General features: G+C 72.0%; 11 protein-coding genes. 3 read left to right on the forward strand and 8 right to left on the reverse strand.

The window, feature by feature from the left end; all coding sequences use genetic code 11:
• Nucleotides 1-17: 17 nt before the first annotated feature.
• The 6 genes from ABT295_RS12010 to ABT295_RS12035 form a co-directional block, all read right to left on the reverse strand.
• The gene (locus ABT295_RS12010) at nucleotides 18-932 is read right to left on the reverse strand and encodes a carbohydrate ABC transporter permease (RefSeq protein ID WP_502991111.1); all 915 of its coding nucleotides are present in this window, start codon (nucleotides 930-932) and stop codon (nucleotides 18-20) included.
• Between the two features lies 1 nt (nucleotide 933).
• Nucleotides 934-1,857: a carbohydrate ABC transporter permease gene (locus tag ABT295_RS12015; RefSeq protein WP_352394583.1), complete on the reverse strand. Its 924-nt coding sequence runs from the start codon at nucleotides 1,855-1,857 to the stop codon at nucleotides 934-936.
• Nucleotides 1,858-1,861: 4 nt separating this feature from the next.
• On the reverse strand, nucleotides 1,862-3,115 hold the full coding sequence (locus ABT295_RS12020) for a sugar ABC transporter substrate-binding protein (protein ID WP_352394584.1): 1,254 nt from the start codon (nucleotides 3,113-3,115) through the stop codon (nucleotides 1,862-1,864).
• Nucleotides 3,116-3,197: 82 nt separating this feature from the next.
• Nucleotides 3,198-4,277 (reverse strand): LacI family DNA-binding transcriptional regulator, encoded by a 1,080-nt coding sequence (locus ABT295_RS12025; RefSeq protein ID WP_352394585.1) that lies wholly within the window; start codon nucleotides 4,275-4,277, stop codon nucleotides 3,198-3,200.
• A 201-nt stretch (nucleotides 4,278-4,478) separates the two neighbouring features.
• A complete protein-coding gene (locus ABT295_RS12030; RefSeq protein ID WP_352394586.1) occupies nucleotides 4,479-4,952 on the reverse strand; it encodes a pyridoxamine 5'-phosphate oxidase family protein in 474 nt (157 codons plus the stop codon).
• Complete coding sequence (locus tag ABT295_RS12035; protein ID WP_352394587.1) at nucleotides 4,949-5,287, reverse strand: VOC family protein; 339 nt, start codon at nucleotides 5,285-5,287, stop codon at nucleotides 4,949-4,951. Before ABT295_RS12035 ends, ABT295_RS12030 begins: the two co-directional genes overlap by 4 nt.
• 132 nt (nucleotides 5,288-5,419) lie before the next feature.
• Here ABT295_RS12035 and ABT295_RS12040 point away from each other — a divergent pair, with 132 nt between their 5' ends.
• Both ABT295_RS12040 and ABT295_RS12045 read left to right on the forward strand, forming a co-directional pair.
• On the forward strand, nucleotides 5,420-6,385 hold the full coding sequence (locus ABT295_RS12040; protein ID WP_352394588.1) for a sigma-70 family RNA polymerase sigma factor: 966 nt from the start codon (nucleotides 5,420-5,422) through the stop codon (nucleotides 6,383-6,385).
• Between the two features lie 102 nt (nucleotides 6,386-6,487).
• Entirely contained in the window at nucleotides 6,488-8,275 is a 1,788-nt protein-coding gene (locus ABT295_RS12045; RefSeq protein WP_352394589.1) for a fibronectin type III domain-containing protein, read from the forward strand.
• Nucleotides 8,276-8,333: 58 nt separating this feature from the next.
• Here ABT295_RS12045 and ABT295_RS12050 read toward each other — a convergent pair whose 3' ends face one another.
• Together ABT295_RS12050 and ABT295_RS12055 are read right to left on the reverse strand one after the other, a co-directional pair.
• On the reverse strand, nucleotides 8,334-10,568 hold the full coding sequence (locus tag ABT295_RS12050; RefSeq protein ID WP_352394590.1) for a hybrid sensor histidine kinase/response regulator: 2,235 nt from the start codon (nucleotides 10,566-10,568) through the stop codon (nucleotides 8,334-8,336).
• Between the two features lies 1 nt (nucleotide 10,569).
• Complete coding sequence (locus tag ABT295_RS12055; RefSeq protein WP_352394591.1) at nucleotides 10,570-11,178, reverse strand: putative pterin-binding protein; 609 nt, start codon at nucleotides 11,176-11,178, stop codon at nucleotides 10,570-10,572.
• Between the two features lie 148 nt (nucleotides 11,179-11,326).
• On the opposite strand from ABT295_RS12055, the gene ABT295_RS12060 reads away from it, so the two are divergent.
• Nucleotides 11,327-11,671: an Hpt domain-containing protein gene (locus ABT295_RS12060; protein WP_352394592.1), complete on the forward strand. Its 345-nt coding sequence runs from the start codon at nucleotides 11,327-11,329 to the stop codon at nucleotides 11,669-11,671.

The following is an 11,671-nucleotide window of genomic DNA, read 5'->3' on the forward strand; positions in this document are numbered from 1 at the left end:
GCGGTGCTCCGTTTCCGTTACTTGAGGCCGGTGGTGGCGATGCCTTCGATGAAGCGCTTCTGGAAGATGAGGAAGACGACGAGGATCGGGATGATCACGACGGTGGCGCCGGCGAGCAGCAGCCCGTAGTTCGTGCTGTTCTGGCCGGTCGAGTAGAGGGCCAGCGCAACGGGCAGGGTGTAGTGGTCCTCGGTCTGGGCCACGACGAGCGGCCAGAGGAAGTTGTTCCAGCTGCCGAGGAAGGTGAGGATCCCGAGGGTCGCGAGGGCCGGGCCGCAGAGCGGCAGGATGATGCGGAAGAAGATCCGCAGCTCGCCGGCGCCGTCGACGCGACCGGCGTCGAGCAGGTCCTTGGGCAGGCCGAGGATGAACTGGCGCATGAGGAAGACGCCGAACGGGCTGACGAGGAAGGGCAGGAACAGCCCGGGCAGCGTGTTGACCAGGCCCGCGTTGGCGACGAGCACGAAGAGCGGCACGAAGGTGACGACGCCGGGGATCATCAGCGTGCCCATGACCGCGACGAAGATCGCCTTCTTGCCCTTGAAGTCGAGCATCGCCAGGGCGTAGCCGAGCATCGAGCAGAAGACGAGGTTGCCGGCCGTGACGACGACCGCGACGACGATCGAGTTGGAGAAGTACTGGCCGAAGTTCAGCTTGCTGAACAGCTGGGTGTAGTTGTCGAGCGACGCGCTCTCGGGCAGCCAGGTGGGCGGCACCTGGCGCAGCTCGCCCTCGCCCTTGAAGCTGCCGAGCACCATCCAGACGAACGGCGCGATGACGGCCACGAGGGCGACGGTCAGCACGAGGTAGAGCCACCAGCGGTTGCCGCGGCGCGAGCCGGCCATGCCGGACGAGGCGCGGACGGGCCCGGCGGGACGGTTCCCGCGACGCGGGTGGGCCGCGGTGGGCGGGGCCTTCGTGTCGACGGACATGTCAGGTCCTCTCTCGGAGCAGTCGGAACTGGATGGCGGTGACGATCGCGATGACGACGAAGATGAGGTAGCTCATCGCCGAGGCGAGGCCGTAGTTGCCGAAGCCGAACTGCTGGTAGGTGCTCATCGACAGCGAGATGGTGCTGTTCAGGGGGCCACCCTTCGTCATGACGTAGGGCTCCTCGAAGAACTGCAGGTAGCCGATGGCCGTCGTCACCATGACGAAGAGCAGGGTCGGGCGGAGCAGCGGCAGCGTGACGAAGCGGAACCTCTTCCACGCGCCGGCGCCGTCGATCGCGGCGGCCTCGTGCAGCTCGGCGGGCACGGCCTGCAGGCCGGCGAGGAAGATGATCATCGCGGTGCCGAAGTTGCGCCACGCCGCCATGAGGATGAGCGAGGGCATCGACCAGTTCGGGTCGCCGAGCCAGTTGGGGCCGGTGATGCCGACCCAGCCGAGCACGGTGTTGATGAGGCCGCCCGGGTCCTGCAGGAGGAAGCGCCACACGACCGCGACGGCGACGATCGAGGTGATGACCGGCATGTAGAAGCCGAGCCGGAAGATCGCCCGGAAGCGGGTGATGCCCTTGTCGAGCGCGACGGCCGCGGCGAGCGCGACGACGAGCGTCAGCGGCATGCCGACGAGGACGAAGTAGGCGGTGTTGCCGGCCGCCTTGCGGAAGGTCGGGTCCGAGAGCGCCTTGGCGAAGTTGTCGAACCCGACGAGGTTGACCGCGAAGGGGTTGCGCAGGTCGCGCGCCCTCGTGTCGGTGAAGCTCATGAAGAGCGACTGGATCACCGGCCACGCCGTGAAGGCGAGGAAGAGCAGGCAGAACGGGATCGCGAGGATCCAGGCCGCCCGCCCCTCCCGCCGGCGGGACGAGTCGTCCCGCCGACGGGTGCCGGTCGTGCCGGTCTGGACGGTCATCGGACTACAGACCCGTCCCGATGGACTCGGCCGACGCCTGGGCGGTCTTGAGGCCCGTCGCCGGGTCCTCGCCCGTCTTCGTGATCTTCTCGAGCTCGCTGTCGAGGCCCTTGACGGCCTGCTCCCACGTCGGGAACGACGGCGGCGCCTTGGCGGTCTCGAGCTGCTTGCCGAAGACGGCGAGCTTCTGGTCGGAGGCGAGGTCGCCCTGCTCCCACGCGCTCTTGACGGAGGGCAGGTCGGTGGAGAGCGTGTACCACTTGGCCTGGACCTTGGGGTCGCTCAGCCACTGGACGAACTTCCACGACGTGTCGCGGTTCTTCGTGTTCTTGAAGACGACGAAGTTCGAGCCGCCGACGAACGAGGACGACCCGGCCGAGCCGGCGGGGATCGGGGCCACGTTGTACTTGTCCTTGAAGCCGGCGCCGCCGACCTTCTCGACCGCCGACATCATCCACGGACCGGAGATGAACATCGGCACCTTGCCGCTGACGAAGTCGGGCTCCGTCGTCGGGGTGGCGGGCGCGCTCTTGTTGGAGATGCCGTCGGTGAAGAACGACTGGTAGTACTGCGTGGCCTTGAGCAGCTGCGGGCTGTCGAAGTTGTAGGCCTTGCCGCCGTCCTTGGTGAGGTCGGCGCCGTCGCTCCAGGCGAACGGCATGACCGTCTGCCACGAGCCCTCGCCACCGGCCTGCAGGCCGATGCCGTACTGCGCGCCCGCCTTGGTCTGCATGGCCTTGGCCATGTCCTTGAGGCCCTGCCAGTCGGTGGGGGCGGCGTCGAAGCCGGCCTTCTTGGCGAGGTCGCTGCGGTAGAAGAGCACGCGCGTCTCGACGTACCACGGGATGCCGTACGAGGTGCCGTTCACCTCGGTGGTCTTCTGGGCGCCCTCGAAGAAGCCGCTCTTGTCGATCTGGGCCGGCGTCGGGTCGAGCGCGTCGCTGCTCGCGAACTCGCCCATCCACGTCGTGCCGACCATGGCGACGTCGGGGGTGTTGCCTGAGGCGATGGAGGCGGTGAACTTGTCGTGCGCCGCGTCCCACGGGATGGCGGTGACCTGCACCTTGACGCCGGGGTTGGCCGCCTCGAAGTCCTTGGTCAGCTCGGGCAGCTTGTCGCCCTCGGCACCCATCGCCCAGACGGTGATGGTGCCGGTGGCCTTGCCGGTGCTGACGGCGGCGCCGGTCTGGCCGCCCGTGGTGGCGCCGGTGTCGGCGCTGCGGCCGCACGCGGTCACGGTGAGGGCCGCGGCAGTCATGCACGCGACGGTGATGGCTGTGGTGCGTCTCATCGGTCTCTCGCTTTCTCGGTGTTCTCCGACGGCGGTGTCGGGGTGGGGGTCAGGCGTCGGTGGTCGGGTGGGTCGGATGGCTCAGGTGGGTCGGGTCGGTGCCGGGCCAGGGTCGCGGGCAGCCGCACGAGGCGCGGACGACGAGCTCGGTGGCGAGCACCTGCGGCTCGAGCCGCGGGGCGCCCCCCGCGACGCGGTCGTGGAGCCGCTCGGCCGCGACGGCGCCGAGCTCGCGCACGGGCTGGCGCACGGTGGTGAGGCCGGGACGCACGTAGCGGGCGGTCATGACGTCGTCCCAGCCGACGACGGCCACGTCGCCGGGAACGTCGCGGCCGGCATCCTGGAGCCGGGTCATGGCAGCGAGCGCGAGCTCGTCGTTCGCGCACACGAGGGCGTCGGCCTCGAGCTCGCCGGAGAGGAGCTGCTCGGCGACAGCCCGCCCGTCGGCCTCGCGGAAGGCCACGCGCACCGGCGCTGCGGGCACGAGGCCCCGCGCCGTGTGCGCGGCGACGAAGCCGACGTGGCGGTCGGCGATGTCGGGGGCGCCGGCCGGGTCGCCGACGAAGAGCAGGCGCGTGCGCCCGTGCGCCAGCACGTGCTGGGTCAGCCGCTCGGCGCTCGCGGCGTTCTCGGCGCCGACGCTCTCGATGCCGTCCTGGGGCGTGCCGGCGATGATGACGACGGGCTTCTGCCCGTGCAGGGCCCGCGCGACCGCGGGCGGCATGGCGGCCGAGCCGAGCACGGCGACGGCGTCGACGCGGGTGGCGAGCTGGCGCACGGCCCGGCCGATGTCGCCCTTGCCCTCGGTCAGCATGAGCGTCACGCTCTGGCCGAGCTCGGCCGCGCGCGACTCGAAGCCGATGAGCAGCTCGGAGTAGTACGGGCCGGAGAGCTCGGGCAGCACGAGCCCGTGGGCCTCGTGGTGGCGCACGGCGAGGCTGCGGGCGGCGCCGAGCGGCACGTAGTTGAGGGCGTCGACGGCGTCGAGCACCTTCTGGGAGGTCTTCGACGACACGGTGCCGGCGCCCTGGAGCACCCGCGAGACGGTGGCGATCGAGACGCCGGCGCGCTCGGCGACCGAGTAGATCGTGGCCCCGGTCGAGGGGGAGGACGACGGCACGGTGGCCATGGTGGTCCTCCTCGGGGTCTCGTCGTCGAGTCGTGTCACGCTCGGTGTAAGCGCTTACATCAGTCCCTCAATAGTGCACAGGTCGAGGCCCGGGCGCAAGGCCCTCCCGCGTCCGTATGCCGTCGACCGCGTTAGCCGCTCAGCCCGCCCGCGCTTGGGCTGAGCCGGAAGCCGTTGCCGCACAGTAGGATTCGCGTCAACTCAGATCTCGTCGACGACCCATCGGCCGTGTCGCATGATCTCGCGGCCGTCGAGCTCGTCCTCCTCGCGCCAGGCCTGCACGCGGCTCGGGCTGACGCGGAAGAAGAGGTAGGAGCCCGTCGACGCGCGGGGGTCGAACCCGGTCCGCCGGGCGAAGCGCTCCGCCTCGGCGCGGTCGAGGTCCGCGGTGTGCACGGCCGCGACCCGGCCGTCGACCATGACGACGTCGCGCGTGGCGCCCAGGCCGGTGCGCACCCGGCCCGCAGCCAGCCCCCGTCCGGCCACGCTGCGCTCCGTGGTGGCGAGCAGCAGGGTGGCGCCGTCCCAGACGAACGAGAGCGGGACCAGGTGTGGGGCCCCGGTGGCCGGGTCGCACGTCGCGACCCAGCAGTCCACCTCCCGGCCGAGCAGCGCGAGGGTGTCACGGACCCGCGCGGCGGGCGGGCGGCATCCGGGCCGGGTGTCGCCGGTCATCCCTGCATCAGCCCGACCATGTTGCCGTCCGCGTCGGCGAGCACCGCGACGGTGCGACCACCGCCGACCGCGGTGGCCGGCTGGCGCACCGTCGCGCCCGCCTCGACGAGGGCGGCGAGCGCACCCTCGAGGTCGTCGACGGGCCAGTACGGCGTGGCACCGGTCAGGCCCTTGCGGTGGCCGTTCGGGTCGAGGGCGATCTCCTGCCCGTCGACGGAGTAGCCGACGTAGTACGCCTCGTCCGTGTGCGGCTCGGTGTGCAGCAGCGCGGTGAAGACCGCCTTGGCGGTGGCGAGGTCGGTGACGGGGTAGATGAGGGTGCTGACGGCGGACATGGCGCTCTCCTTCTCGGGTGCGGTTCTCGGGCTGCATTCGGGGCGTTGCTGCTCTCGGAGTCACCGGTGTCACATCGCGTGGCTCCGGCTCGTCAGTGCTATGACGGATGCCGAGCGGAGGATGTGACGACGATGGACCCCAGCGGGATGGACGCCGGCGGGGCGGGGAGCAGCGGCGACGAGTGGCTCACCCGGGCGTTCGAGGAGCAACGGCCGCGGCTGCGCGCGGTCGCCCACCGCGTGCTCGGCTCGGCCGCCGACGCGGACGACGCGGTGCAGGAGGCCTGGCTGCGGCTGCACCGCAGCGACACGAGCGAGGTCGACAACCTCGCCGGCTGGCTGACGACCGTCGTCGGGCGGATCAGCCTCGACATGCTCCGTTCACGCGCGAGCCGGCGCGAGCAGGACTGGGACGGCGGCCTCGCCGAGCTCGTCGCGGCCGGAGGCACTGCCACCGGAGCAGCCGGGACGGCCCGCGTCGCCACCGGGGCGGCCCCGCCCTCCCCCGACCCCGCGAGCGAGGCGGAGCTCGCCGACAGCATCGGTCTCGCCCTCCTCGTCGTGCTCGACACGCTCGCCCCTGCCGAGCGCCTCGCGTTCGTGCTGCACGACCTCTTCGGCATGCCCTTCGAGCGGATCGCCGACATCGTCGACCGCTCCCCCGCGGCGACGCGCCAGCTCGCGAGCCGCGCCCGGCGGCGGGTGCGGGCGGCGGACGCCGGCGAGCACGCTCCCGCGCGCACGCGGCAGCGCGAGGTCGTCAGCGCCTTTTTGTCGGCCGCTCGCGGTGGCGACTTCGCCGCGCTCCTCGCGATGCTCGACCCCGAGGTCGTGCTCACCGCCGACGAGGCCGCCGTCGTCATGGGCGCGCCGGCCGCGCTGCACGGCCCCGAGGCCGTCGCCGGGCGGTTCAACGGCGGCGCCCGCTCGGCGCGGCTCGCCGCCTTCGACGGCGGCATCGGGGCGGTGTGGACGCTGCACGGGCGCCCCCAGGTCGCGTTCCGCTTCACCGTGGAGCACGACCGCGTGACCCGCGTCGAGATGGTCGCCGACCGCGACCGCCTCGATGCCATGGAGATCTGGTACCTCACCTCCTGACGGGCCGGCGCGACCTTGAGCCGCGCTTGAGGCGCACTCGCTCCGGGCTTGAGCAGGCGTTGCGACGCTGCGCCCACACCTGCCCGTACCGAGAGGAACGCCATGCACGCCACCCGTATCCGCGTCATCGCAGCCGGCCTCGCCGCCGCGATGATCCCGCTCGTCGTCGTGGGGCCCGGCGCGAGAGCCGCGACACCCACCCCGACGGCGCCGACGGCACCGACAGCCGTTGTCGCGCAACGCAGCCCGTCACAGCCGAGCGACTTCACCGTGTCCTGGAAGCCGGCCGCCGCCGTCGACCACTACAACGTGTCCGTGACGGCAGCCGGCCGTGACACCGTCACGATCGTGCCTGCGACAGCCACGAGCCTGGCCGTCACCGGTCTCGGCGAGCCCACGACGAACTACCGCATCACCGTTTCGAGCCGCGACGCGGCCGGCGACGGAACGACCTCGGCGGTGACGAACCTCTACTCCCTTGCCCCGTGGGTGCCCCGCTCGCTCGCCCTGACCCGGAGCGCCGACCTGACCGCCGTCACGGCGACGTGGACCGCCCCGGCTTGGCCCGGCTACGGCGGCCTCAACGGCTACGACGCCAAGCTCGTGCGCGTGTCCGACGGCGTCGTCGTCGGCTCCGCCTCGAACAACACCACCACCACGTTCTCCGCCACGGGGCTCGATCCCAAGCGGCTCTACCGGCTCAGCGTGACCGCGCGCAACGAATACGGGACGAGCGCGGCGGTCGGTGCCAACGTCGCGTCCTACGTGCCCGAGCAGCCGGGCGGCGCCGTCGCGACCCGCGACGCCCGCAACCCCTCCGTCATCCACGTCGCGTGGAAGGCACCGGCCTGGACCGGCGGCGGTCCCATCACCGGCTACCAGGTCGTCTACGGCCCCAACACGCTCAACCGCACGCTGGCGGTCACGGGCCTCACGGCCGACGTCACCGTGCCCTACACGATCGGTGGCCTCGTCGCCGTGCGCGCGTGCAACGTCAACGGGTGCGGCTACCTCACGGGCTCGGTCAAGGTGCCGGTCATCGGCGTGACGATCCCGTCAGGGCCGCTGACGACGACGAACCCGTTCGTCGGCATCGAGCCGCTCGGCTCGCTCATCCACGTCGAGACCCGAGGCACCGTCGGCTCGACCGCGCTCTACCCGCGCCTCTACGTGTCCGTGCGGCCGACCTTCGGCACGGGCTTCACCGACGCCCAGTGGGGCCAGAACGGTGCACAGGTGATGACGTTCGGGCCGCTCCCCTCGGGCACCTACACGGTCGTCGTCCACGGGGTCGGCGCGGCGGGAGCGCAGACCGAGCTCGCTCGCAAGGTGCTCGTGTTCGGTACGCTGACGCAGCTCACCGCGGCCCAGTGGAAGGTCGTGCGCGGCCAGGCAACGATCACCGGCAACACCGTCGACATGCCCTTCTCCGGTGAGAACCGCGTCATGTCGACCAAGGCCCGGACGAGCCAGGACATGGTGCTCACGACGAGGGCCAGGCTCCGCTTCGGCTGGGGCTACGGGGTCTGGTTCCGCAGCTCCGTCGACGCTGCCAACCTCGTGTCGGGCTACACGTTCCAGTACGACCCGATGTACGGCAACGCCTTCATCCTGCGGCACTGGTACAAGGGCACCGAGTGCAGTGCTCCGCTGGCGCGGACGAACTTCCCGGCAGGCTTCGCGGAGAACGTCGCCCACGCGCTCGTCGTCGTCGCGCAGGGCGACACGGTGTGGGCCTCGGTCGACGGCACCGAGGTCTTCCGCATCAACAGCCTCGCCGCTGCTGCCGCCGCGTCGCCGTGCCACTACCCGCTCGCGACGGGCACCGGCATCGGCTTCCGCACCTGGTCGACGAGCTCGGCCTCCTTCACCGGGACGACGCTCAGCTGACCCCGACGACCGCCGCCCCGGCCCGGAGCCCCTCCGAGCCGGGGCGGCTCCTTGCGGCTCAGGCGGGGGTGGGGACGGCGGAGAGAGCCGCTCGGAGGTCCTCGAGACGGAAGGGCTTGCTCACATAGTCGTCCATCCCGACGGCGAGCAGTCGGTCGCGGTCGCCCTCGAGGGCGTTGGCCGTCAGGGCCACGATGCGCGGCTGCCGCCCACCCCGGGCGCGGATCGCCTCCGTGGCAGCGATGCCGTCGACGCGCGGCATGTGGACGTCCATGAGGATCACGTCGTAGGCCGTCGCGGCGCTCGCGTCGAGCGCCCCCTGACCGTCCTCGGCGACATCGGCGACGACGCCGAGCCGGCCGAGCATGCTGACGGCCACCATGCGGTTGACGGCGTCGTCCTCGGCGAGCAGCACCGTGAGGGCCGTGACGTCCGCGACCGACTCCTGGCGCGGGCTCGGCTCGAGGCCCGGCGCGCCGTCGGCACAGACGTGGACCGGGACGGTCAGCGTGAAGGTCGAGCCCTCACCGGGCGTCGACGTGACCGCAAGCCCGCCACCGAGCCGTGCCGCGATGCGTGTGCTGATGGCGAGACCGAGCCCGGTGCCACCGTGCGTCCGCGTCGTCGACGTGTCGCCCTGGACGAACGGGTCGAAGATCCGGGCCTGCCGGTCTCGGGCGATGCCGATGCCGGTGTCGTGCACGGTGACCACGAGCCGGCCGGCCGCCGGCTCGTCCGGCGAGCTCTCGAAGGACGCCGAGACGTCGACACCTCCGACCTCGGTGAACTTCAGGCCGTTGCCGACGAGGTTGATGAGGACCTGCCGCAGGCGCGTCACGTCGGTGCAGACGAGCGGGGGCACCGCGGGGTCGACCCGACACGAGAGCCCGACGCCCGACCGAGCAGCCACCGGGGCCAGCATGGCCGAGACGTCGTCGAGGACGCCTCGGATCTCGGCAGGTGCCGACTCGAGCTCGAGGGTGTCGGCATCGAGCGCGGAGAAGTCGAGGATGTCGTTGACGAGCGAGAGCAGGTGACGGCCGCTCTGGTGGGCCGTCGTGACATAGTCGCGCTGCTCGTCCGCGAGCGCGGTGTCGAGGAGCAGCTCGGTGAGACCGAGCACGGCGTTGAGCGGGGTGCGGATCTCGTGGCTCATGCTCGCGAGGAACTGTGCCTTGGCGCGGGCCGTCTCCTCGGCGACCTCCTTGGCCGCGACGAGCGCCTCCTCGGTGAGGCGACGCTTCGTCACGTCGGTCTGCACCGCGACGAACCCGGTGACCGACCCGTCGTCGCCGACGATGGGTCGCACGTCGAGGGCGATCCAGTAAGGCACGCCGTCGCGGGTGTAGTTGAGCACCTCGCACGTGAACTCGCGGCGCTCCTCCACGCAGGCGCGCATGTGGTCCACTGTCGCCGGGTCGGTGTCCGGTCCCTGGAGCAGGTGGCCGGGCACCCGCCCGACGACCTCGTCGAGGCCGTAGCCGGTGCGTCGGATGAAGGCGTCGTTGACCCACTCGGCGCGACCGTCGGGGTCGGTGATGACGACGGGGTTGTCGGTCGTCTGCACCGCGACCGAGTGCCGCTGCAGCTCGGCGCGGGCGGCCTTGAGCCGCTCGGCCGCGACGATCTGCTGGCGCCGGGCGAGCAGCAGCACCCGGACGGTGCCGGCCACGAGCGCCACGAAAGAGAGCGTGGAGACGCCGAGGACGACGAGGAGCGCCCGCGTGCCCGAGACGAGCTCGTCGGTGGCGCCGTTGGCCGCGGACGCCTGGACCTTGCGCGTGATCTCGGCGTCGGAGACGAGCTGGTTGTAGCCGAGCTCGAGGTCGCGGATGCGGCCCACGAGGGCCGTCGGCGCCGGCAGGGCGACACCGGGGGTGCCGGCGGCGACCCGGGTCCGGACGAGCGGCTCGACGCGCGCCGTCCACGTCTCAGCGAGCGCCCGCGAGCGAGCGAGGAGGCCGGCGTTGCCGAGGGTCTGCACCTGGTAGTCGAGGGTGCCCTCCTGGATCCGCTGCGCGGCGAGGGCGCGACGCAGCTCGAGCTGGTCGGCCGGGGTGCCGGGAGCCACCACGGCGGACTCGAGCCGCAGCAGCTCGCGCTGGGCCTGGCTCAGGGTGCGGACGTTGCCGTCGACGAGGTTCTGCGTCAGGCGGACGTTGTCGCTGAGCGCCAGGGTCGAGCGGGTGACCATGACGCCAAGCACCACGGTCGTCACGAGCGTGAGCAGCGCGGGCACGACGAGCGCGAGGAGCGTGCCCCAGCGCACCCTCGGCGGTCGTGTCCGCGCCACGTCACCGCACCTCGACGGTCGTCAGCTGCCAGATCCACCGCGGGTCGTAGACGGCAGGGTCGAGCGTCGCACCGTCGGTGGGGTAGACGACGCGGACGGGGCCGTACTTCTCGACCGACATGCGCTTGCCGTCGACGGTCGTCGCGAGCAGGACGGGGTAGGTGCGCGTGTCGGACACCGGGATGTCCACGGCGTAGTCGTTGAGGGCGACCGTGTGGAGCGAGGTCGCGGACGACGCCCCGACAGTGGCGAGCACGTCGGAGAGCAGGACCCCCCGGAAGGTGACCCTCCGGCCCTCGGCCTGCTTGTCCATGACCGAGTACTCGACCAGCCCCAGCTTCTCGAGGGTGGCCATGTCGAAGGTGACGGGCTTGCCCCCGGCGACCTTGCCCGTCACGGTGAGCACCGTCGGGCCCGTCGGGGCGGGGACCGCGGCCCCACGCACGAGCGAGGCCGGCTGGACGACGGCGTACGGCATCGTGGTGCGAGGTGACGCGACCGGGGCTGCCGAGTCGGAGCCGCACGCGCTGAGCATCGACAGCGCGACCAGGGCGAGGGCCGCGAGCGCGGTACGGGCGACGGACGGGGTTCTGGACGGTCGCAGGCTCATGGGCCGAGTGTCGGCGCCCCACCTCCAGCGGGGCTCAGCCGAACCTCAAGATCTCCTCAAGCGGCGGCCGGGGTCGAGGACGCCGTCCGGGCCGCTCCCCGCCGCCTAGGATGGATCGAGCAGCCGCCGACGGAGGACGGGGACGCACGTGCAGGAGCCCTTGGACCGTTCGGCGATCGACGGTCTCGTCAACGACCTCGGCGACCGCGACACCGTGCGCGCCGTGGCCGAGGTCTACCTCTCGCAGCTACGGACCCGCCTGGGCGAACTGCGTGCGAGCGCGACCGGCGACCCCGACACGTGCCGCCGCGTGGCGCACACCCTCAAGTCCGCGAGCGCCGTCCTGGGACTCGGCGGCGTCGCGCGCGTCTGTCGCAACCTCGAGGACGCTGTCGACGCCGATCCCGCGGCGGTGCCCGCGCTCCTCCGCGAGCTCGAGGCCGTCGCCGGCGACGGCGAGTCCCACCTGCGCGACTGGCTCTCCGGCGGCTGA

The organism is Terrabacter sp. NPDC000476 (assembly GCF_040300125.1).
Taxonomy (GTDB): domain Bacteria; phylum Actinomycetota; class Actinomycetes; order Actinomycetales; family Dermatophilaceae; genus Terrabacter.

What these genes read in the sequence shown, in the direction of transcription:
- ABT295_RS12010 (WP_502991111.1), bottom strand. Translation starts at nt 932, where the DNA reads ATGTCCGTCGACACGAAGGCCCCGCCCACCGCGGCCCACCCGCGTCGC.
- ABT295_RS12015 (WP_352394583.1), bottom strand. Translation starts at nt 1,857, where the DNA reads ATGACCGTCCAGACCGGCACGACCGGCACCCGTCGGCGGGACGACTCG.
- ABT295_RS12020 (WP_352394584.1), bottom strand. Translation starts at nt 3,115, where the DNA reads ATGACTGCCGCGGCCCTCACCGTGACCGCGTGCGGCCGCAGCGCCGAC.
- ABT295_RS12025 (WP_352394585.1), bottom strand. Translation starts at nt 4,277, where the DNA reads ATGGCCACCGTGCCGTCGTCCTCCCCCTCGACCGGGGCCACGATCTAC.
- ABT295_RS12030 (WP_352394586.1), bottom strand. Translation starts at nt 4,952, where the DNA reads ATGACCGGCGACACCCGGCCCGGATGCCGCCCGCCCGCCGCGCGGGTC.
- ABT295_RS12035 (WP_352394587.1), bottom strand. Translation starts at nt 5,287, where the DNA reads ATGTCCGCCGTCAGCACCCTCATCTACCCCGTCACCGACCTCGCCACC.
- ABT295_RS12040 (WP_352394588.1), top strand. Translation starts at nt 5,420, where the DNA reads ATGGACCCCAGCGGGATGGACGCCGGCGGGGCGGGGAGCAGCGGCGAC.
- ABT295_RS12045 (WP_352394589.1), top strand. Translation starts at nt 6,488, where the DNA reads ATGCACGCCACCCGTATCCGCGTCATCGCAGCCGGCCTCGCCGCCGCG.
- ABT295_RS12055 (WP_352394591.1), bottom strand. Translation starts at nt 11,178, where the DNA reads ATGAGCCTGCGACCGTCCAGAACCCCGTCCGTCGCCCGTACCGCGCTC.